General features: G+C 69.0%; 19 protein-coding genes. 12 read left to right on the top strand and 7 right to left on the bottom strand.

The features are described from left to right. The first annotated feature begins 18 nt into the window (after nucleotides 1–18). The gene (locus HUA74_RS23570) at nucleotides 19–831 is read left to right on the top strand and encodes a hypothetical protein (protein ID WP_174456341.1); all 813 of its coding nucleotides are present in this window, start codon (nucleotides 19–21) and stop codon (nucleotides 829–831) included. Between the two features lie 26 nt (nucleotides 832–857). Here the strand turns inward: HUA74_RS23570 and HUA74_RS23565 are convergent, their stop codons facing one another. The 4 genes from HUA74_RS23565 to HUA74_RS23550 all read right to left on the bottom strand — a co-directional run bounded on the left by HUA74_RS23565 (nucleotide 858) and on the right by HUA74_RS23550 (nucleotide 4,509). After that, the gene (locus HUA74_RS23565; protein ID WP_174456565.1) at nucleotides 858–1,889 is read right to left on the bottom strand and encodes a class I SAM-dependent methyltransferase; all 1,032 of its coding nucleotides are present in this window, start codon (nucleotides 1,887–1,889) and stop codon (nucleotides 858–860) included. A gap of 398 nt (nucleotides 1,890–2,287) precedes the next feature. Beyond that, a complete protein-coding gene (locus tag HUA74_RS23560) occupies nucleotides 2,288–3,070 on the bottom strand; it encodes a polymer-forming cytoskeletal protein (protein WP_174456340.1) in 783 nt (260 codons plus the stop codon). Between the two features lie 77 nt (nucleotides 3,071–3,147). Beyond that, entirely contained in the window at nucleotides 3,148–3,801 is a 654-nt protein-coding gene (locus HUA74_RS23555; protein WP_141647829.1) for a hemolysin III family protein, read from the bottom strand. Nucleotides 3,802–4,065: 264 nt separating this feature from the next. Then, nucleotides 4,066–4,509 (bottom strand): DUF4267 domain-containing protein, encoded by a 444-nt coding sequence (locus tag HUA74_RS23550; protein WP_174456339.1) that lies wholly within the window; start codon nucleotides 4,507–4,509, stop codon nucleotides 4,066–4,068. A gap of 145 nt (nucleotides 4,510–4,654) precedes the next feature. On the opposite strand from HUA74_RS23550, the gene HUA74_RS23545 reads away from it, so the two are divergent. Next, on the top strand, nucleotides 4,655–5,617 hold the full coding sequence (locus tag HUA74_RS23545) for an AraC family transcriptional regulator (RefSeq protein WP_174456338.1): 963 nt from the start codon (nucleotides 4,655–4,657) through the stop codon (nucleotides 5,615–5,617). An 86-nt stretch (nucleotides 5,618–5,703) separates the two neighbouring features. Then, nucleotides 5,704–6,129, top strand: a complete 426-nt coding sequence (locus HUA74_RS23540) for a PaaI family thioesterase (RefSeq protein WP_174456337.1) — start codon at nucleotides 5,704–5,706, stop codon at nucleotides 6,127–6,129. Nucleotides 6,130–6,220: 91 nt separating this feature from the next. Here HUA74_RS23540 and HUA74_RS23535 read toward each other — a convergent pair whose 3' ends face one another. Beyond that, nucleotides 6,221–7,177 carry a GlxA family transcriptional regulator gene (locus tag HUA74_RS23535; protein ID WP_141647833.1) on the bottom strand — a complete coding sequence of 319 codons (957 nt, stop codon included), beginning with the start codon at nucleotides 7,175–7,177 and terminating at the stop codon, nucleotides 6,221–6,223. 92 nt (nucleotides 7,178–7,269) lie between these two features. Here HUA74_RS23535 and HUA74_RS23530 point away from each other — a divergent pair, with 92 nt between their 5' ends. After that, complete coding sequence (locus HUA74_RS23530) at nucleotides 7,270–8,112, top strand: dienelactone hydrolase family protein (protein ID WP_174456336.1); 843 nt, start codon at nucleotides 7,270–7,272, stop codon at nucleotides 8,110–8,112. A gap of 232 nt (nucleotides 8,113–8,344) precedes the next feature. Here the strand turns inward: HUA74_RS23530 and HUA74_RS23525 are convergent, their stop codons facing one another. Further along, the gene (locus HUA74_RS23525; RefSeq protein WP_174456335.1) at nucleotides 8,345–9,580 is read right to left on the bottom strand and encodes a hypothetical protein; all 1,236 of its coding nucleotides are present in this window, start codon (nucleotides 9,578–9,580) and stop codon (nucleotides 8,345–8,347) included. Between the two features lie 187 nt (nucleotides 9,581–9,767). Here HUA74_RS23525 and HUA74_RS23520 point away from each other — a divergent pair, with 187 nt between their 5' ends. After that, entirely contained in the window at nucleotides 9,768–10,520 is a 753-nt protein-coding gene (locus HUA74_RS23520; RefSeq protein WP_174456334.1) for a hypothetical protein, read from the top strand. Between the two features lie 12 nt (nucleotides 10,521–10,532). On the opposite strand, the gene HUA74_RS23515 is transcribed toward HUA74_RS23520, so the two are convergent. After that, on the bottom strand, nucleotides 10,533–11,336 hold the full coding sequence (locus HUA74_RS23515; protein ID WP_174456333.1) for a helix-turn-helix domain-containing protein: 804 nt from the start codon (nucleotides 11,334–11,336) through the stop codon (nucleotides 10,533–10,535). Between the two features lie 238 nt (nucleotides 11,337–11,574). On the opposite strand from HUA74_RS23515, the gene HUA74_RS23510 reads away from it, so the two are divergent. From HUA74_RS23510 to HUA74_RS23480, 7 genes are all read left to right on the top strand, one after another. Further along, nucleotides 11,575–12,585, top strand: a complete 1,011-nt coding sequence (locus HUA74_RS23510; protein WP_174456332.1) for a zinc-binding dehydrogenase — start codon at nucleotides 11,575–11,577, stop codon at nucleotides 12,583–12,585. 431 nt (nucleotides 12,586–13,016) lie between these two features. Then, entirely contained in the window at nucleotides 13,017–14,108 is a 1,092-nt protein-coding gene (locus HUA74_RS23505) for an acyl-CoA desaturase (protein WP_217440866.1), read from the top strand. Next, nucleotides 14,105–14,476, top strand: coding sequence for a hypothetical protein (locus tag HUA74_RS23500; protein ID WP_141647839.1), 372 nt, complete (start codon nucleotides 14,105–14,107; stop codon nucleotides 14,474–14,476). The genes HUA74_RS23505 and HUA74_RS23500 overlap by 4 nt, the downstream gene beginning before the upstream one ends. A 149-nt stretch (nucleotides 14,477–14,625) precedes the next feature. Further along, entirely contained in the window at nucleotides 14,626–15,216 is a 591-nt protein-coding gene (locus HUA74_RS23495; RefSeq protein ID WP_174456331.1) for a DKNYY domain-containing protein, read from the top strand. A gap of 22 nt (nucleotides 15,217–15,238) precedes the next feature. Next, on the top strand, nucleotides 15,239–15,619 hold the full coding sequence (locus HUA74_RS23490; RefSeq protein ID WP_174456330.1) for a GFA family protein: 381 nt from the start codon (nucleotides 15,239–15,241) through the stop codon (nucleotides 15,617–15,619). Nucleotides 15,620–15,627: 8 nt separating this feature from the next. After that, nucleotides 15,628–17,769, top strand: a complete 2,142-nt coding sequence (locus tag HUA74_RS23485; protein ID WP_174456329.1) for a M28 family peptidase — start codon at nucleotides 15,628–15,630, stop codon at nucleotides 17,767–17,769. A 245-nt stretch (nucleotides 17,770–18,014) separates the two neighbouring features. Then, nucleotides 18,015–19,910: a bifunctional UDP-sugar hydrolase/5'-nucleotidase gene (locus tag HUA74_RS23480; protein ID WP_254625207.1), complete on the top strand. Its 1,896-nt coding sequence runs from the start codon at nucleotides 18,015–18,017 to the stop codon at nucleotides 19,908–19,910. Nucleotides 19,911–20,087 lie beyond the last annotated feature (177 nt).

Raw genomic sequence — 20,087 nt, 5'->3', positions numbered from 1 at the left:
GGCAGGCCCGGACGTCACGTGAGCGCGCCCCCGAGAGAAGCCACGCAGTTGTTGGCGACGCTGCTCGTCGCCGCTCCCTTGTTCCATGACGAGCAGGTGGGTCCGCCCGGGGCGCGAGCATATGGCTCCAAGGGCCGCGTCGCGGTGCCGGAAGGGCTCCTCGCCGTGCCCAACCGGGCGAGCGCGTTCGGCGAGGATGCGAGCGAGTCGTTCGTGATGGAGGGCGCCTCGCTCCTCGGGAAGGAGCGCGAGCTGGTGCAGCTCTGCCTCGACATGCCGAACTTCAATTGCTGTCGTCTGCGGTTCGGTTTGGAGGTCCGCATCGGAGGCCGGTCCTGGACGGAGGGGACCTTCGACCATTTCTGGCAGGTCGCGAGCTGGTTCACCGCGGTGGAGACCCTGCTCGTCGATGGCGAGCGCTCCTCCGCGGGCGCCATCGTCTGGGACCAGTCCGCCCTGGGCCTGGAGCGCGATGGCTCACGCGTCACGATGTCCGACGCGAACGTGGCGCAAGGTCTCTACGGTGCGAGGGCTCCCGACGAGGCGTGGATGCCTGTCAGCGTGAGCCTGGAGGAGCTGGTGTTCGAACTGGCGAACGAGGGGAGGGTCTTGGAGACGCTCCGCCAGGGCATGCTCGCGGACATCCAGCGCCGGGGCTTCTCGCTGGAGCAGCTCCAGGCTCGACTCCAGGGGCTTGGCGACAGGCCCGACGCCTCCCTGGGAGACGCCGAGCTCTGTCTGGCGATTCTCGCGCGTGAGCTGGACCAGCCTCGGCTCACGTCGGCGGTGCTGACGTTGGAGCGCGCGGACCCGGGGCGGAGCGCCTCGTAGTCAGGCGCCACCGCTCCCCCGCTGGATTACGGCGCCACCGCCGTGAGGCAGTAGAGCGTGGTCGTCTCGCGTGAGCGCGCCATGTGCAGCGGGTCCGAGGTGTCCTGGGCCTTGGAGTGCCGTGCCACCGTCGAGCGGCTCGACTTCACCGTCAGGCCGCACCGGGTGAACTGCTCCTGGAGCCATCCGGACGGACGCAGGCCGAGCAGCACCGCCAGGTCCGACAGAATCAGCAGCCCCTCGCCTCCCGGCGTGAGCGCGGCGGGGAGTCCTTCGAGGAAGCGCCGCAGGAACTGGCTGTCCTCGTCGAACACCGCGCGGTCCACCCGGTTCTTCGGCGGCTCGGGAATCCACGGCGGGTTGCAGACCACGAGGTCCGCCTTCCCCTCGGGGAAGAGGTCGGCCTCGGCCACCTGGAAGGACTTGCTCAGTCCCAACTGCTCCGCGTTCTCCCGGGCGCAGGCCACCGCGCGCGAGTCGCAGTCCGTCGCCTGCACGGACGCGGCGCCCCGCTGGAGGAGCAGGAACGAGAGCACGCCCGTCCCCGTGCCCACGTCGAATACGCGCTGGCCCTTCAGGAGGGGCAGCCAGAGCAGCAGCTCCACGTAGTCGGTGCGCGTGGGCAGGTACACGCCGTAGTGCGGATGGATGAGGCCCGTGAGGCCGGGCACCGCCAGGCCCTTTCGCCGCCACTCCGCCGCTCCGAGCATGCCGAGCAACTGCTTGAGGGGGACGACGGTGAACTCCGTCTCCGGCTCACCCCAGACCTGTCGGCACGCCTGGGCCACGTCGGGGGCCCGCGCGAGCGCGAGCCGGTAGTCGCGGTCGAGCGACACGACGATGCGCGACAGCGTCTCGTGCTCCAGCTGCCGTGCGCGACGCTCGGCCCGGAAGGCTTCCAGGGGTGAGCGCGCGTTCGACGCCCGTTCGAGCCTCCGACCCAGCGCGCCCAGGAGCTGCTTCGCGTTGTGGAAGTCGCCCGAGTACAGCAGGAACTCGCCATTCCGGACCCGCTTGAGCGCGGTGTCCGCGCTGAGTCGGTCATTCACCGCATGCAGCCGGGTGGGCGAGGGCTCGTTGCTCTCCGAGCGCCAGGTGAACGGGGCGCCAGGCGGGAGCGGGGTCGCCGGGGCGACGGGAGCCGGCCCCTTGGATGGGGACGCGGTGGCGCGGGGCGCCGACCCTTTGGACGGGGACGCAGTGGCGCGGGGAGCCGCCCTCTTGGACGGGGACGTGGTGGCGCGTGGCGCCGACCCCTTGGACGGGGACGCGGCTGCGCGGGGAGCCGCCCTCTTGGACGGGGGGGCGGTGCGAGGGGAGCGGGGGGGCATGGACCCGAGGGGGTAACACGTCCGCGAGCCACCGTCGCGCCTGGGGTGACGGTCCTACCGGGCGCTGGCGTCCTGCTCGGAGGCCTTACCCCTCACGTCCCCGTGGCGGGCCCGGCGGCCCACCGTCACTTCTTCCGACGTCTGGGAGCCGCGGGCTGAGCCAGCGCGGGCTGCCCCCGGCGGATGAACGCCGCGAGCTTCTCCGCGTCGATGGCGTCGATCCACGGTGCCTCGGGGTCGGCCTCCTCGCCTTCTTCGTCCTCGAACACCTCGTCGGCGAAGACCTTCAGCAGCTTCGGTGAGAGGACTTCGCGGACGCGCGGGTCGGTCTCCTCGATGAACGCGTGCTTCTGTGCGCTGCGGATGTGCTTCGCGTCCCCGGTGACGAGCCGGGCCTTCACGCCGCCGTGCACCTTCACCGCGTGGTAGCTCGTGTAGACGAAGGGCGCGCTGACGTCGCCGAACACCTCGCAGCAGGCGTCATTGTCGAGGAACAGGATGGACTGGCTGGCGACGAGGTCCCCGTGTACCTCCAGGAACCCCGTGGTGATGACGTCCCGGGCCCGCAGCGAGCCGGTGACGATGACGACCGACTCAGGGTCGAGCGAGTCCTCGTAACGCCCCTTCACGGTGAGGTCGCCTTCGACGATGAGGAGGCCGATTCGCGGCCGGCGCCCGGTGACGAGCTCCTCCAGGGTGAGGTTCCCCACGTGGTGGAGGATGTCGCTGTCGGCGCGGTCGCCCCCGGCGCGCTGCTCGATGAAGCGCTTGGCGGAGCGGAGGGTGCTCGACTTCGCGAACTTCCCACGGGCGTGCTTCTTCAGCAGCGCCAGCGCCGACTCCTCCGTGAGGGTCCCCGCGCTGAAGCGCTGTGCCTTCGGGAGCAGATGTTTCTTCGTGCCCATCATGTTCGCCACGATACCGCACGGGGGCCACATCCCGATGTGTTCCCTGTCACGGCGGCTTTGCTTCGACCGCGTGGGGGCTATGCGCCCGCGGCGCGCACGAGCCGCAGCACCACCACGAAGTGGAACAGCGCGCCGACGATGGTCAACGCGTGAAACAGCTCGTGATATCCGAAGACGCCGGGACGGAAGTCAGGGCGTTTCAAGGCGTAGGCGATGGCGCCCGAGGTATAGGCGACGCCCCCCAGGAGGATGAGCGTCAGCTCGACGCCGCCGAGCGCGGCGCGCACCTCGTCGAGGTAGGGCACCAGCGTCCAGCCGACCGCGAGGGCGAGGGCGGCGGTGAGCACCTTGGGAGCATGGGCCCAGAACAGTGACTTCACCACGCCAACGAGGGCGCCGCACCAGATGGCGAGCAGCAGGCTGTCACCCGCGGCTCCGGAGAGTCCAATCAATGCGATGGGCGTGTACGTGCCGGCGATGAGGATGAAGATGGAGGCGTGGTCCATCTTCCGCATCCAGGCCCGGGCGCGCACGGACCAGTCCACCCGGTGGTAGGTGGCGCTGACCGAGAACAGCACGACGAGGCTGATGGCATACAGCGCGGCGGCGGTGGCGGTCCGGAGCGTGGGCGCCATGGAGACCAGCACGCTGCCGGCGCCGAACGCGCCCACGGCGGCGAACTGGTGCAGCACTCCGCGCAGCTTCGGCTTCTCGACGGCCTGGGCGGTCAGGACAGGCCCCCGGCACCCACCAGGATGCGGGTGCCGGAACCGGGTGCGCGCAGGCCTGGCTTCTCTCGCAGCGCGAGGGCACCGCTTCCGTGGCGGGAGGAAGACGCTGCGAAGCCCTTGGCGCGGTGCGTGACGAACATGGGTACATCAGAAGCACAGGTGCCGTGTCAGAAGCGAGTGGCGCACCTCCCCGCACACATCCGCGAGTCGAATCCGCGTGGGGGAAGGTGAGCCTTCGGGCCTGGCCTGGCCGAGCAGCCCCGTTCATCGAACTCCGTTCTCCGGCAGCACGGCTTGCGACGGGTGACGGGGACGCAGCAGCGCGGTGGCCAGGACGACACCGTAGACCGCGGCGCTTCCATGAACCATGAGTGCGTAGGCGAGTGAGGCCCCGTTCTGCATCACGGTCAGCGCATCCACCGTGGGCATCACGATGGTGGCGAGGACGAAGACGCCCGCGGCCTGCCGTTGCCGGGTCGCCACCAGGGCGAAGATCGCGAGCCCCAGGCCGAGGTCTCGTCCCGCCTTGATGTGCATCCAGGGAATGGCTTCGGACCCCGTGAGCGGGAGGCCGAAGCCCGTCGCCGCCCCGACGGGGTCCAACACTCCCCCGACGCTGAGGTACAGCATGAAGGCCCCCAGCAGCAGCGTGAACAGCGCTGTGGGAGAGGTGAGCTTCCAGGACAAGTTCGAGGGGTTCGGATTCATGGGGCCTCCAGGGGGAGTTCGGTGTCGCTTGTGAAGGGGAATGTGCCGTTCAGGCCCCGGAAGCGCCATTCGCCGATGACTCAGTCTTTTGTCTGAAACGCTCAGCGCGCGAGCGCCATGGACAGTCCGCTGTTAGCCTGGAGGCATGGACCTGACGCATCCTTCCGACCTGCTCGGGCAGATTCTCGAGCGCACCCATCTTCGTGGGCGGATCTACTGCCGCACCGTGGCGCGGGCCCCGTGGGGGCTGCGTTTCGCACCGACGGCCACGGCGGCCCTGCACCTGGTCATCGCGGGCACCTGTCAGTTGACGCAGGGCGGAGAGGTCATCGCGCTCGGGCCCGGTGACGTCGTGCTGCTGCCTCGTGGGGATGGACATGCCGTGGCGGATTCGCCGCGCAGCCCCAAGCTGCGGCTGGAGGACTGGCTGGCGACGCGAGGGGAAGGGGAGTCGTCCTACGTGCTGGGCGGGTCTGGCGTGGAGTCGCGCCTGCTCTGTGGCTGCTTCGCGTTCGACGAGCCCGGAGCCCATCCCGTGCTTCGACTGCTTCCCGAGCGGGTCCATCTGCGTGGGGCGTCCGAGGAAGCACGTGCCTTGTTGCCCACGGTGGCATTGCTCGAACGGGAATATGAACGGGGGGAGCGAGGCGCCTCGGTGATTGTCTCGCGACTGCTCGACATCCTCCTGGTGCAGGTGCTTCGGGCCTGGGCCGATGCGCAGACCTCGGGAGGAGCCGGCTGGTTGGGCGCGCTCGGAGACCGGACGCTCGCGAGTGTCCTGGGTTGGATGCACGCCGAGCCGGGGAGGAACTGGACGGTGAGCGAGCTCGCACGGCGTTCGGGCACCTCGAGAGCGACACTCGCGCGGCGCTTCGCGAGCGAGGTGGGCGTGGCGCCTCACGAGTACCTCACCCGGCTGCGGATGCAGGAGGCCGCGCAAGCCCTGCGCGAGGGCCAGGACGGGCTCGCGGCTATCGCGGGACGTGTGGGCTATGAGTCCGAGTTCGCCTTCAATCGGGCCTTTCGCCGGGTCATGGGCCTGCCTCCCGGCGAGTACCGACGCAGGGCGCGTGGGGAGCTCTCACCGTCGCAAGGGCACCCGCAGTGAGAATGAGGTGGACACTCCGGGCGCGTCGACGCGGGTGAGCGCGACTTCGTCACGCTTCGTCGAGGCATTTCCTGCAGACTCGGAGGATGGCAAGTCAGCAAGAAATCGCGGCCTTCATCGCCGCGGAGTTCCCGCAGACGCGGGTGCGGATTCTGGAGGTCGGGGACAAGTCCGCCACCGTGGCGCATGAAATCGGGCGCGCGGAGCTGCGGCCCGGAGGCACGGTGTCCGGCCCGGTGCTGATGGCCACCGCGGACGTGGCGCTCTATGTCGCGATTCTGGGCGAGCTTGGCATCGTCCCGCTCACCGTGACGACGAGCCTGAGCTTCAATTTCATGCGAAAGCCGTCGGCGGACCGCCGCATCCTTGGGGTGTGCAAGCTGCTGAAGCTGGGCCGGACGCTGGCGGTGGGAGAGGTGTCCCTCTACTCGGAAGGCCTGCCGGAGCCCGTGGCCCATGCGGTGGGGACCTATGCGATTCCGCCCGTGGACCGGAGCGGCACGGGTTCCTGAGCCCGAAGGTCGAGGAGGCCTCCCGCGTGGCTGAGCCCTCGATGGCGTCGAAGCGTTTCGCGGCCCGTGCGCGCGTTGATGGGCTCCTGCTCTACCGCGCCGGGCGAAGCGCACGCGGTGACCCGCCTCCGAGCTTCTTCATCAACCGGCGAAGCGTGCTCGCGTCCTGGTAGCCGACCTCGGCGGCGACGTCGTCGATGCTCAGGTGCGTCGATTGAAGCAGTGCCTGGGCGCGCCGCACCTTGACGCTGTGGACGAGCGCGAGAGGGCTTCGGCCTGTCGCACGCTGGACGTGGCGCGACAGGGTCCGCTCCGTCATGCCGAGGCGCGTGGCGAGCTCGGCGACTCCCGGGGGATTCGGGAAGCCCGCCTCGAGCGCCGCGGTGATGCGCGCAATCAACGCATCTCCGTTCGCGAGCAGCTCCGGTGCGATGAACTTCGCCTGCGCCTGCCTGCCGTCGAGCAGCATGGTTCGCGCGAGGAGGTCGACCAGTCGCGCGCCGCAGCGCTCTCGAAGCAGGTGCAACATGAGGTCTGTCTGCGCGAAGGCGGCGCCGGCGGTGATGATGGGGCCATCCGCGCAGACCATCGCGTTCGAATCAACCCGGCACTGCCGCTCCAGCTCCGAGAGCAGTCCCGCGAGCCACCAGGTGGTGGTGACTCTGCGGCCGGTCAGGACTCCCGCTTGTCGCAGCAGGAAGACGGCGGTGCATGAGGCGGCGACGCGCCCTCCGCGCGAGACATGACGGGCGATGGCCTTCGAGAGCTTCGTGGCGTCCGGCCTCGCGAGCCGTGCGTGCACGGCGGCGGCGTGGGTCATGCCGAGTCCCGGGATGACCCAGGTCGACGTGTCACCGCGGGCCATCGCACGCAGGCGCGACGTGTCGATGCTCACGCGCTCCGTGAGTGGGACCTGTCCGCCGTCGACCGAGCACACCTCGAAGCGCAGCGACTCCGCCCCCAGGGCGCGCGCGGCCCGGAGCATGTCGAGTGTCGCAGCGACGCTCGTCGCGAAGGCGCCCTCCATGACGATGATGGTGAAGGACATGGTGTCTGAATCTGCCCGAAAATCGTCTTTTCGGACACTGGCGATGTCGAGCGGGCCGGTGGTCTTCTGCGGGCGAAAGGAGTTGAACGCACATGACGACCCAGGCCGCGCCTGCCGTGCGAAATCTCGAAGAGGACGATTCCCTGGAGGACTTTCAGCGCCGCGACGTCACGCTGTTGGGAGAGACGCGGAAGGTCTACACGGCGGGAGAGGGGCCCGCGGTCATCGTGATGGCGGAGATGCCGGGCATCAGTCCCCGCGTCGCGCGCTTCGCTCGCTGGGTGCGGGACGCCGGCTTCACCGTGTGGATGCCGAGCCTCTTCGGTCGTGATGGCGCGGTGCCGACCGCGAAGGAGGGGAAGGCCATCTTCGAGCGCGCGTGCATCAGCAAGGAGTTCCGGGCGCTCGGTGCGAATGCCTCCAGCCCCATCGCGGCGTGGCTGAGGGCGCTTGCCGCGCAGGCGCACGAGGAATGTGGCGGCCCGGGAGTGGGCGCGGTGGGCATGTGCTTCACGGGCAACTTCGCGCTGTCGATGATGCTGGAGAAGGCGGTGCTGGCGCCGGTGCTGTCCCAGCCGTCGCTGCCGCTCGACGAACCTGGGGGCGTCAACATCGCTCCCGAGGAACTGGAGCGTGTGAGGCAGCGACTGGTGGATGAAGACCTGACCGTCCTCGCCTATCGGTTCCAGGGCGATTCCTTCTGTCGTGCGGAGCGCTTCGCCGCCTACCAGCAGGCACTTGGGGAGCGCTTCCTCGGGCGCGTGTTGCCCGACAGCGCGGCGGGCCCGAAGTCCGAGCGCTCCGACGACTTCTTCAAGTTCATCCCCACGCCCCACAGCGTCCTGACCGTCCACTTCGTCGATGAGGAGCACGCACCCACCACCGCCGCGCGAGACGAAATCCTGGCGTTCCTCCGCCGGAGACTCCTGGCGTAGTGGGAGTGCAGCGGGCCCATGCCGCCGGGGCGGGGCGTGCTGACCCAACGGGAGCTGCCACGACGAACTGGAACGGCGCCGCCTGCCCACGAACTGGCGGGTCGTTCGGATCCAACGGGGCAGCCACAACGGACTGGAGCCGAGCCGCCTGCCCACGAACTGGCGGGAGGCGGTCTCCGCTGGCGCTACTCATTGCCTCCGCCCGGAAGCCTTCGGGCGGCTCGCGCTCACTTCATTTCGCCGCGGCGGGCGGCGGTGGTTTCGCGGAGACGACCGAGACCTCGCCCTTCTCCTGCTGGACGGTGTGCGTGCTGCCGATGGCGAAGCGCTGGAACTCTTCCAGGGTCTCCGGCGAGTACGTGACGGGAGGGTGTCCTTCACCCTGGAAGACGACGGTGTAACTCGCGCTGCGCGAGTTTCGCTCCTGCGTGCCCTTGGGCAGTGCCTTGGGCGGGCGCAACTCTGCGTCGGAGGGCCAGCGGGTCTCCAGTGTCTTCCCGCTCGCCTTCACGTCCCGCTCATGGCTCCAGGTCCACTCCTTCCAGGAGAACCACGGCGCGTCGCGGGGCACGCTCCGATAGCGCGGCTCCTTGCGCGAGCGCCGCTCGTCGACATAGCGCGGCTCCTTCCGCGTCTTGGTCACCGAGCAATAGCGGGTGGTGCAGCGCTTCTCCCCACCGGTGCACGTGGTCTTGCACGTGGCGAAGCCGTTCTTGTTGCTCGTGCAGTCTTCTTTGCACTTCTTCGGCGTGGTGGAGCAGTCCTCGCCGCAGGCCTCTTTGTCGCGGTAGGTCTCGGTGGTGTAACCGGACTGCTTCCGCTCCGTGAAGTAGACGGTCTCGTAGCCATTGAGGACCTGGTCGTCATGGTGGTGACGCTGTCCCTGGGCCTTCACCTGGAGGGCGTCCGATGGCTTGTCTTCGGCGAAGCCCTCGCGCTCGACCTGATGGCGACGCTCGACAGACACCGTGTGCTCCCAGGCGAGCTCCTTGACCTGGAGGCTCCTCGTCCACTCGGGGCCTGTCTGGACCTGCTCGGGTGGTGGCTGCACAGTCGCCGACCCCGACGTCCCTGCGTTCATCCACATGGGGCAGCAGCAGCCGAAGAACGCCACGATGAGGACGATGGAGATGCACCCGCGCCGGGACTTCTTCTTCTCGGGAGGAGCCGGGGCCTTGTCGGGCGTGCCAGGGCTCACCGGTGGCGAGGCGCCGCAGTTCTTGCAGCCGCCGTCCAGGGCTCGCTGGTCGCTGTCGCAGTAGGCGCAACGCCAGTGGGGGCCGGCGGTGGCCATTCGCAGGAGCGCCGCGTCGGTCACCGTCACCGCGGAGGCCGTGTCCTCTGGCATCTCGTACTGCTCACTGCCGTCCTTGGCGTTCTTGCAGCCCTGACACACCATGTGACGACCGAGGTTGCGGTGCTGACAGCTGGAGCACCGCCAGAACATCTCAATATGCCGCTCCGACATCCGTGATTTCACCTCTGGGGCTCATCCTGCGGGGCGGCCCCTATACCATGAGGGCTCGTGGGTCGCGGGGCGCGCCGGCTTGACTTCGCGGAGGTGCTGCGTTCGGTTCCCCGCCATGGACTCCACACCCCCAACGTCTGACTGGCCCACGTGGGCGAAGGCCTTCCCACCTCAGGAAGGTGAGCACGTGCTGGCGACCGGGGGCCCGTGGTTCATGGCGTATTTCCTCGCGTTCATGGTGTCCCTGACGCTGCTGCCGACCGTGGTGTTTCCCCTGCTGGGCATCTGGTTCTTCTGGGGTCGGTCGGGGAAGTTCCTGCTCACCAGCCACCGCCTCATCTGGAAGCCGAACCTGGGCAAGGCGGTCATCGTTCCCCGCGACGCGCTTCGGAGTCTGGACGTCGACGTCGGGCCTCGCTTGAGGAGCGTGCAACTGCGTGGCGAGCGGAAGGTCTCGATGCCGCTGCTGTGGAAGTACAAGCAGCTGTGGGGTGGACTGGCGCTGCTCCAGCAGTGGAAGCCGCCTGCGCCGACGTCCTCGACCCCGGCCCTGAAGGTAGCCTCCGCGTGGCTCGTGTCTGGAATGGAGCTGCAGCCCGGCGCGGTGGTGATTGAGTCGAACGGCGTGCGGTTCTTCCCGGCGGAGCCTCGCGCGAACGTCGCGTCGGAGGCGGGCGCCGCGCTGGTGGGACTGGCCCTGGGCGTCACTCGCCGGACCCACCGGGCCCAGGTTCCCGTGGAGGCCGCGCTGTCACTCGTCGCCAGGGCGGAAGCCGTCGAGCCCGAACTCGACGCGTTGGGCCGCATCTTGCGGAGCGAGCTCTGGCAGGGGCCTCCCGTCGCACAGGGGAACGCTGGCGCGGGACGCACGCGGATGACCTATCAGCAGGGAAAGCGGAAGCTGACGTTCGTGGTGCCGACGGCGCTGCTGCCCGGCTGAGCGACAGTGTGGCTACCGTTCGCCGCGCGCGAGGGCCTTGGGCGTCACTCCCAGGACGCGTCGCATGCAGCGCGCCAGGTGGCTCTGATGGGAGAAGCCCGCTTCGAGCGCCACCTGACTGATGGGCAGCGTGCCCTCCTGGAGGAGCACCCTGGCCCGCTCCACCCGGCGCAGGATGACGTACTGGTGCACGGGCATTCCGAGTGAGCGCTTGAACAGCGTCCTGAAGTGGGACGTGCTCACCTCGACCAGACGGGCGAGCCGCGCCAGGGAGAGGTTCTTGTCCAGGTGGCTCTCGATGTAGTCCGTCACCTGTCGTGACTGCCGGGCGGACAGCTGGCCGCGGGCCTCCCGGGGCGCGGGGTAGTGGTTCAGGAGATGGACCGCGAGGGCCAGTCCCAGGCCCTCCGTGTAGAGTCTGCCGTTGGGGCGTGCGGCGGTGCGGTCCGCTTCGAGCGCGTGGACGATGTGCTCGATGCGGGCGTCGCGGAATCGGTGCTGGGGCGTCAGGCCCGCGCGCTCGGGAGGCAGTCCCAGGTCCTCCGCCGCGAGTCGCAACAGCGCCGGTGCCAGCCGCACGGTGAGGGAGCGCCTGGGCTCCTCCTCGACCCAGCTTCCAGAGAAGCCCGCGGGCAGGAGCGTGGCATCTCCCGAGGAGTAGCGCTGCCGGACATGGCAGGTCATCCGGGCGGAAGGTCCCACGTGGATGGACAGCAGGTGCTCGGTCAGAGGCGCCAGCTCCACCCGGCCTCGCGGCTCCGTGCGCGGCTCGACGCGCAGTCCCACCCGGCCTGGGGCGCCCGAGTGTCGCGCCATGCCCAGGTCTCCGACTTCACTTGCTGCTCGTGGGGCGCTCGCCCCGTCCCGCAGGTCCATCTCGCGCTCCGGTCCGGAAGCGACAGATGTAGTGGGGTGTCCGCGCCCACGCCCGGCTTTCCGTGGGGGCTCGCGAGCAGCCGATTGTGCTCCGCGCGAAGCGGAGTGTGCGCGATGCGAGCACCGTGTCGGAGAGAGGGTGCGCCCACTCGGCAAGTCCGCCGAGCTGGAGGTGCGAATGAAAGCGATTGTGTTCGACCAGATGGGCCCGCCGCTGGAGGTGCTTCAGCTTCGAGAGGTCCCCGTGCCGGAGCCCCGCGAGGGCGAGGTGCAACTCAGGCTGCTCTCGGCGTCCATCAACCCGGGAGACTTCCTCTTCGTCCAGGGCCTGTATCCGGAGCCGAAGAAGCCCGCGTTGCCGGGGCAGGTCGCGGGCAACCACGGCGCTGGCATCATCACCCGCGTGGGAAAGGGCGTCGTCTCGTGGGAGCCGGGGACCCTCGTCGCATTCAGCCACTTCGACTCCTGGGCCGAGCACGTGGCCCTCCCCGCCGAGCGGCTCATCCGGCTGCCACCGGACTACCCGCTGGAGAAGGCCTCCCAGTTCTTCAACATCATCACCGCTTGGGACCTGCTCGAGCGGGCGAACGTGCGGTCGGGGCAGTGGCTCGCGCTCACCGCGGGCAACTCCACGGTGGCGACGCTGGTGGCGCAGTTCGCCCGGCTTCGCGGTGTGAAGGTCCTCTCCATCGTGCGACAGCGACAGGCGACGCTGGACCTGGAGTCGCTGGGCGTCTCCGCTGTCCTGGCGCTCTCGGACGGAAGGTCGGACCTCGGCGCGCGTGTACGAGCGCTCACGGACGGGCTGGGGGTCCACGGCGTCATCGACTGCGTGGGTGGGGCGCTGTTGGAGGCCCTCATCCAGGAGAGCGCCCCGGGCGGACAGGTGATTGTTTATGGAGGCTTCAGCCCGGAGCGCTTCAGCCTCCACAACTTCGACCTCCTGATGAAGGACCTGCACCTGGGGGCCTACGTGTATCGCTACTTCTTCGATGCGCCGAGGCAGGAGGACGAAGCGTTGCTCCAGCACCTCGTGAAGCTCTCCGCGCCCGCCAGCTTCCAGGTCCCCCTGGGCGCGTCCCATGCGCTGGAGGACTTCAAGCTCGCGGTGGAGGAGAGCCTCGGGCGCCCCGAGGCCGGCAAGCGCTTCTTCCGGATGCCGAAGGAGTCCACGGTGTCCGGACGCTGACGGAGCCATGCCCTGGCGGAGGAGCTCGAAACACCTCTCTGAGGACTGACGCCGCGCGCCGCCCCTGGAATGGCGGCGGGCGAAGTCGGCCCCATCGAGGAGCACGTCATGGGTGGGAAATCCAAGCCGCTGCTCAATCCGCATGCGTCCGAATCACGCCCCCGTGGAATGTCGATGCGGGGGAAGGCGGCTGCGCACAGAGGCCCACTGTTGGCGCGGTGTTGGATGCAAGGGTTCGACATGGACGCCAGGGGGGCGTTCTGTTTGGCGACGGCCCGGGGAGCTACGGGGCCCAAGAGGCCGGAACAGTTCGTGGGGTCGATGTGTTACATGGACCTTCGGCACCAGGCAGGCGATGGCCGCGGCGGGGTCCTCCCAGCGCGACTCCAGACTCCACCGATGGTGTCCCTGGGGCGTGAAGGTGGTGGACGTTGTCGCACGCGACGAAGGCGAAGTTTCTCGAGTCAGGGGCCTTTCTCCAGGACCTCCAGGCGAGAGTGGAGCTCTACCTGGGAGCAAGCGGGCGCTCACCCCGCGACCTCCCCTGGATGTACGCGAAGACGGTCATCATCCTGGGCTGGTTCACGGCGTCGTACGCCTGGCTCGTCTTCGGCGCCACGGGCCCCTGGGGCGCGGTCGCCGGGTGCCTGTCGCTGGGGCTGGCCATCGCGGGCGTGGGGTTCAGCGTCCAGCATGACGCCAACCACGGAAGCTACTCCGCGCATCGTGGCATCAACGAGCTGCTGGGCGGCACGCTCGACGCCATCGGCGGCTCGTCCTACGTGTGGAGCTGGAAACACAACATCTTCCATCACAGCCACACGAACGTGGTGGGGCTCGATGAGGACATCGACATCCAGCCGCTGTGTCGGCTCGCACCAGGCCAGCGACTGCTGAAGGCGCATCGCTTCCAGTACGCCTATATCTGGTTGCTCTACGGGCTGTTGACCGTGAAGTGGCACTTCGTGGATGACCTCAAGGATTTGGTCAACGGGCGCGTGGGGCGACAGAAGATGCCGCGCCCGAACAAGCGGAAGCTGGCCGGGGCCGTGGGCGGCAAGCTCCTGTTCTATGGCTGGTCGCTGCTGTTGCCGTGGTATTTCCACCCGCTCTGGCAGGTCCTGCTGTGCCACGCGCTCACCTCATTTGTGCTCGGGTTGATCCTGGCCACGGTGTTCCAGATGGCGCACTGTGTGGAGGAAGCGGACTTCTCCCTGCCACCCGAAGGGGGCGCCACCTTTCCTCGCGACTGGGCCTCACATCAGGTCGCCTCGACGGTGGACTTCGCGCGGGGCAACCCGTTGGTGAGCTGGTACCTGGGGGGGCTGAACTTCCAGGTGGAACACCACCTCTTCCCCAGGGTGTGTCACCTGCACTACCCGGCGCTGTCTCGTATCGTCGAGGACACCTGTCGGGAGCACGGCATCCGCTATCGGGCGAACGAGAGCGTGGGTGCGGCATTGAAGAGCCACGTGCGGTGGCTCAAGCGGATGGGGCAGCCTGCCATCGAGGTCGCGGTATGAGTGACGAGACAGAGAAGGTGCGGTACGGGCGGGCGCAGAAGTTCCGGCTTTCGCCCAAGGGCACGGAAGCCGTGGCGGCGTATTCCGTGATGATTGAAGCGGCCAAGTCCGGCACGGGTCGTGCCCAGTTCGACGCGGCTCGCGCCACCTGGGGTGCGTCGCTCGGGCTCGCCGCGGAGGATGGGCTCTACCTGGTGGAGTTCGAGGCAGGAGGGCGGACCGTCTCGGAGGCGACGCAGAGCCTCGAGGGCTGCGACATCTCCGCGAAGTCGGTCAAGGAAGCCGTCGACCGGCTGTTGAAGTGCGGCATGCTGGAGCCGCTGCCGGCGCCTCCGCCGCGCGTGGCGCCTCCCCGTCGCTACTGGTAGGCGGGGCGGTGGAGTGGCTCGCCGCTCCACCCCGCGCCCTGACGGGACGCGACTCCGTGGACGCGGTGGGTGACACCGCCGTCCGGCGCGGCTGACGGAGTCGGGGGTTTTGCTGCGAGGTGAAACGCCCCACGCTAGGCTCGGCGGCCATGAGCCCCACCCGAATCATCGTGCTCGCAATTGGCGTCCTCGTCCTCGTGGGGGTCGTGCTGTTCTTCTCCGGCGGCTTTCTCTTTTTCGCCTTCCGGAACAGCTACGAAATCAAGGGCGGGAAGGTCTTCTATCACGCGGCCGGAATCGGCTTGTCCGAGGTGCTGGGCGCCGACGCCGAAACCTTCCGGGAGCTGAGGAGGGGCGCTCGCGGGTACGCTGAAGACAAGCACAGCATCTACTTCCATGAGCAGCGGCTCCCGGGCGCTGACCGGGACAGCTTCGAGGTGCTGCGCGAGACTTCGTACTGGTCGAAAGACCAGGACACGGTGTTCTACGGCGCCAGCGCCCTGCCGGGCGTCGACGCCGAGCGCTTCCGGCTGCTGAGCGCCTACTACGGGACGGATGGTGTCGCCGTGTATGGCGTGGGGCGGCGCATGGAAGGTGTCGATGTCGCGACCTTCGAGCTGGTCGGCCAGGACGGGGCGATGGCGAAGGACAAGAACGCCTCCTACCGGCTGGAGGAGCGCGGCCGGATGGTGAATGGCGAATTCATCAGCGACGCGGAAGCGGCAGAGGACTCCCAGTAGACGACGAAGAGAGGAGCACGCCATGCACAGAGGATCCTGCCTTTGCGGGGCCATCACGTTCGAAGTCACGGGCCCCCTTCCTCCACCCAATGCCTGTCATTGCTCACAGTGTCGCAAGCAATCGGGACACTTCTGGGCCTCCACGGACGTCCCCCGCGCCGCGGTGACCATTCATGGCGCCGACAAGGTCACCTGGTTTCGCTCCTCCGAAAAGGTGCGGCGAGGGTTCTGCTCCACCTGCGGCTCGGTGCTCTTCTGGGAGCCGCTCAACAAGGGCGTGGTGGCCATCGCCATGGGCGCCTTCGATTCGCCCACGGACACCCGGCTCGCGATGCACATCTTCGTGGCCGACAAGGGCGACTACTACGAGTTGGGCGACGGCCTGCCCCAGCACGCACAATAGGACAGCGCATGCACACCCTCCCACGCCCCTTCGCCGCCCTCGTCGTCCTCGCCGCGCTCAGCGCCGCCGCCCAGGTGCCTTCGTCTCCACTGGGGCCCGTGTCGCCCACCACCGGCCTGGTGCTGCGGGATGACGTGGTGCGCGCGCTCATCCAGGAGAGCTCCGGCGACCGCATCCACGATGGGGTGCAGCGGCTGGCGCTGCTCGCCCGGGACAATCAGGGGGGCTACACCGAAGCGGCCGAGTGGACGAAGGCCGCCGCCGAGGCCGCCGGCTTGAAGGACGTGCGCCTGGAGCCGATGAAGGATGCGCCCCAGTGGCGCGCCGCGCGGGGCGAGCTGTGGGTGACGGGCCCCCACCGGTACAGAGTCACTTCCCACGCGGACCTGCCCATGTCGCTGGCGCTGAAGAGCGGCAGCTTCGAGGGCACGGGCCTGGAGCTGGTCGATGTGGGCACCGGCGCTCGGGATGAGGAGTACGCGGGCAAGGACCTGAAGGGCAAGGTGGCGCTCACGCGCGGCCATCCCAGTGCCACCCTGCGCACGGCCGTGACGAAGCTCGGAGCGGTGGGTGTCGTCTCCTCCTACTCGACGCCGCCCTGGAACACGCCCCACCGCATGGACGGCGACTTCCCGGACCAGGTGGGCTGGGCCATCGTCCCGCCGGGCCTGGTGCCCCAGGGCGCGCGGAACCCCTTTCTGTTCATGGTCTCCGACCGCCAGGGGCGCGAGCTGCGAGCCCAGATGCGCACGGGCCCGGTGAAGGTGGACGTGAGCGTCGCCACGGAGGATTACCCGGGGCACTACAGCATCGTCAGTGGCGTCATCCCCGGCACGCGCGCCGGTGAAGAGGTCGTCCTCACCGCGCACCTGGACCACTACAAGCCGGGGGCGGATGACAACGCCTCGGGCTCGGCCACCTTGCTGGAGCTGGTGCGCACGTACACCACGCTCATCCGCCGGGGCGTGCTGCCGACTCCCGTGCGCACCGTGCGCGTGCTGTGGCTGCCGGAGTTCGAGGGCACCCGCGAGTGGTTCTCCCACCACGGCGCGGACCCTGTGCGGAGGGTGGCCCACTTCAACTTCGACATGCTCGGCGCGAGCCTGTCCCGCGTCCACTCCCGCTTCCTGGTGTCCTACACGCCGGATTGGAATGGCAGCTTCGTGAACGCGGTGTCCGAGTCCACCGTGGCCTTCATGAACCGCTTCAACGGGGTGACGTATCCGCCTCGGAAGGACTTCCGCATCGGCTCGGTCACCGGCTCCCAGGACCCGCTGGATGCCCATATGGACCGCTACAGTCGCGGCTCGGACCACCAGCTCTTCAACGACCACGGCATCCCGGGCGTGGCCTTCTCCACCTGGCCCGACGACGGCTACCACACCAGCGGCGACCGGCCGGAGAACGTGGACCCCACGCAGCTTCACCGCGCCGCCTTCGCGGGCCTGGCCTCCATCACCGTCGCCGCCTGGGCGGAGGGCTCGGGCGCGCTGGACCTGGCGCGACTGGTGGCGGTGCACGGTGTGCGGCGCGTGGCGGAGGACGAGTTCCGGGCCCGCCGCGACCTGGCCTCGGCCCCCGTCGCTCAAGTCGCGGGCACCTCCCGGCTGGCTCGCGCCGTGGTGCGCGCCGGCTACCAGCGCGAGCGCGAGGCCCTGCGCTCCTGCCAGCTCCTGGGCGCGCCAGCGCCCGCCGTGCGCGCGCTGACCAGGACGCTGGAGACCTCCGAGGCCCAGGCGTTGGAGCGCGTGGAGGCGGACGTCAAGGCGCGCGGAGGGGCCTCGCGAGAACCCGCGCCCACCGAGGCCGAGCGCCGGGCCCGGGCCTTCGTCCCCCGCCGCGTGAAGGGGCAGGAGCTGGCGGCGTTCGACGAGTTGGTGACCAAGGCCAGCCCCGAGACGAAGCCCCGCGTGGCGGCCGTGCAGGCCGCGCTGAACGACGCGACCACCACCCTGCGAGAGCGCGGAGAAGGCGAGCTGCGCTTCTACCAACTGCCCGACGCCATCGCGAGCTACGCCGACGGCAGGCGCTCCGTGGCGGACATCCGCGACGCGGCCTATGCCGAGTACGGCTACGTCTTCCCCGTGGAGGCGCTGCTGGACCTCTTCGGGCTGCTGGAGCAGGGCGGCATCATGACGAGCGCCCGCTGAGGGCGGGACTCGCGAGGAGCGGCACTTCCTGGTGAAGGACAGCCCGGGTGTGCCCGGCTCTTCATTCGTGGGGACGCCACGGCCTGTCGCCGTGGCGGCGCACCCGGAGCTTCCTCGGGGGGGACGCGAGAGGTTCACGGGTGGGCATCGCGGGGGCTCGAGGGTGGGGCGCGTCAGAGGGGAGCGTTAGGGTCCCCTCGCGCTGGGCGGTTCGTCCCGGCATCACTCCTCGTCGAGGTCTTCTGATGCGTTTCCCTGTCCTGATGCGCGAGCTGCGCACCGCCTCCGTTTGCCTCGTGGGGGCCGGCTCGCTGCTGACAGCCTGTGAATCCACCGACGTGCCGCCCCGGCCCATTCCTCGGGACACCTCGCCGCGCACGCTGACGCTGCTGCAGACGAGCGACCTGCACACGAACATCTTCCCGTGGGACTACTTCACCGGGAAGCCCGACGCGAAGCGCGGTGTCGCCAAGGTGGCCACGCTCATCAAGCAGGAGCGCGAGAAGAACCCGGACTGCACGCTGCTCGTCGACACCGGTGACACCATCCAGGGCACGCCACTCGGCACCTACTATGCCCTGGTGGACAACGCGCCCCGGCACCCCATGGCCGCCGCGATGAGCGAGCTGGGGTACGTGGCCATGGCCGTGGGCAACCACGAGTTCAACTACGGCCTCGACGTGCTCAACAAGTTCAAGAGCGAGGTCAACTTCCCCCTGCTCGGCGCCAACGTGCGCAACAGCGCGGACGGCTCCGAGGTCTTCACGCCCTACGTGCTCACCAAGGTCTGCGACGTGACGGTCGGCATCCTCGGCCTCGTGACGCCCGGCGTGGCGACGTGGGAGCGCGCGGAGAACATCCCCGGCCTGCGCTTCGATGACCCGCTGGAGACGGCGAAGACCTACGTGCCGAGGATGAAGCAGGCCGGCGCGGACGTGGTGGTGGTGGCCATCCACAGCGGCCCGGACAGGCAGCCCGTTGGCAGCGCGAGCAACCCCGACTCGTGGCTGGCCGACTACGCGGATGACTCGAAGTGGGCGGACCGGGGCAACCTCCCCGGTGAGAACGAGGCCGTGCAGATTGCCCAGGGCGTACCCGACGTGGACGTGCTCCTCACCGGCCACACCCACCAGCCCATCCCGAAGATGCTGCTGAAGAACCCGCAAGGCCGCGAGGTCCTCCTCACCCAGCCCAACCGCTGGGGCAGCCACCTGGCGGACGTTCAGCTTCAGGTCACCTGGAACGGGGAGCGGTGGGGCGTGGACGCTCATGACGCCCGGCTTCACGTCGTGGACGACAAGGTCGCCGCGGATGCCGCCGTCACGCAGCTCACCCAGAACTACCACGACACTACCGTTGCTTACGTGAACCAGAAGATTGGCACCACCACCGCCCCGTTCCCCGGAGGCTTCGCGGGACGCTACGTCGACAGCCCCCTGGGGGACCTCATCAACATCGTCCAGGAGGAGGCCGCTCACGAGGCCGGCTTCGACGTGGACCTGTCCCTGGCCGCCCTCTTCACCAACGATGGGGCGCTGCCGGCCGGCGACGTCACCCTGCGCGACGCCTACAGCATCTACATCTACGACAACACGCTGTACGTGATGGAGATCAACGGCTCCATCCTCCGGCGCGCGCTGGAGATGAACACCCTCTATTTCGGCACGCTCGACGCGAGCAACCTGCCCGCGAGGCCCGAGGGCGCCAAGGCCACCTCGCCCGTGGTCGCCGACTACAACTGGGACCTCTACTCGCGCATCGACTACGGCTACGACCTGACGAAGCCCGCCGGCTCCCGGCTCACGCACCTTCGCTTCCAGGGCGCGGACGTCACCGACGACCAGGTCTTCATCGTCGCCATCAACAACTACCGCGCGGGCGGAGGAGGCGGGTACGCCATGTTCAAGGAGGGCCGCGTGCTCTGGACCTCCGCTGACGGCGTTCGCGACTACGTCGCCCGCTACATGCAGTCGCACCAGGGCCTGTCCCCGGAGGCGGTGAACACCTGCAACTTCTCCCTCGTGCCCGACCTCTACACCCCGTACTTCGCCTCCACGCTCGGCCCCGCGAAGTGCGGTCCCTCCGTTGGCCGCCAAGGGGGCGACCTCCGAGGCCCCGGACGGCTCCCCGGGCACCAGTAATCCCGGGCTGGCGGAGCTGGCAGACCGTCAGCAGGGGAAAACTTGGAACACAGCGGACGTTGGCTCGCTGCGTTGCCCCGTCCAGAAGTGAAAGAAGGGGCAGAAGCGTCATGGGTGACGTGCGTGGGGGTGGACATCTTCCAAGGCAGATGCTTAGGCTGCACCGTCTTGTAGGGT

The sequence above is a fragment of the Myxococcus sp. CA051A genome (assembly GCF_013336705.1).
In the GTDB taxonomy this organism is placed as follows: Bacteria; Myxococcota; Myxococcia; order Myxococcales; family Myxococcaceae; genus Myxococcus; species Myxococcus llanfairpwllgwyngyllgogerychwyrndrobwllllantysiliogogogochensis.
Note: the sequence above shows the minus strand (reverse complement) of the source record. Positions and strands in the feature narration are given on the sequence as shown.

Bases quoted from the DNA above. Each gene is read 5' to 3' on its own strand.
- HUA74_RS23510 (WP_174456332.1), top strand. From the start codon at position 11,575: ATGAAAGCGATTGTGTTCGACCAGATGGGCCCGCCGCTGGAGGTGCTT.
- HUA74_RS23495 (WP_174456331.1), top strand. From the start codon at position 14,626: ATGAGCCCCACCCGAATCATCGTGCTCGCAATTGGCGTCCTCGTCCTC.
- HUA74_RS23515 (WP_174456333.1), bottom strand. From the start codon at position 11,336: ATGGCGCGACACTCGGGCGCCCCAGGCCGGGTGGGACTGCGCGTCGAG.
- HUA74_RS23480 (WP_254625207.1), top strand. From the start codon at position 18,015: ATGCGTTTCCCTGTCCTGATGCGCGAGCTGCGCACCGCCTCCGTTTGC.
- HUA74_RS23530 (WP_174456336.1), top strand. From the start codon at position 7,270: ATGACGACCCAGGCCGCGCCTGCCGTGCGAAATCTCGAAGAGGACGAT.
- HUA74_RS23525 (WP_174456335.1), bottom strand. From the start codon at position 9,580: ATGTCGGAGCGGCATATTGAGATGTTCTGGCGGTGCTCCAGCTGTCAG.
- HUA74_RS23545 (WP_174456338.1), top strand. From the start codon at position 4,655: ATGGACCTGACGCATCCTTCCGACCTGCTCGGGCAGATTCTCGAGCGC.
- HUA74_RS23535 (WP_141647833.1), bottom strand. From the start codon at position 7,177: ATGTCCTTCACCATCATCGTCATGGAGGGCGCCTTCGCGACGAGCGTC.
- HUA74_RS23500 (WP_141647839.1), top strand. From the start codon at position 14,105: ATGAGTGACGAGACAGAGAAGGTGCGGTACGGGCGGGCGCAGAAGTTC.
- HUA74_RS23485 (WP_174456329.1), top strand. From the start codon at position 15,628: ATGCACACCCTCCCACGCCCCTTCGCCGCCCTCGTCGTCCTCGCCGCG.
- HUA74_RS23490 (WP_174456330.1), top strand. From the start codon at position 15,239: ATGCACAGAGGATCCTGCCTTTGCGGGGCCATCACGTTCGAAGTCACG.
- HUA74_RS23540 (WP_174456337.1), top strand. From the start codon at position 5,704: ATGGCAAGTCAGCAAGAAATCGCGGCCTTCATCGCCGCGGAGTTCCCG.
- HUA74_RS23550 (WP_174456339.1), bottom strand. From the start codon at position 4,509: ATGAATCCGAACCCCTCGAACTTGTCCTGGAAGCTCACCTCTCCCACA.
- HUA74_RS23560 (WP_174456340.1), bottom strand. From the start codon at position 3,070: ATGATGGGCACGAAGAAACATCTGCTCCCGAAGGCACAGCGCTTCAGC.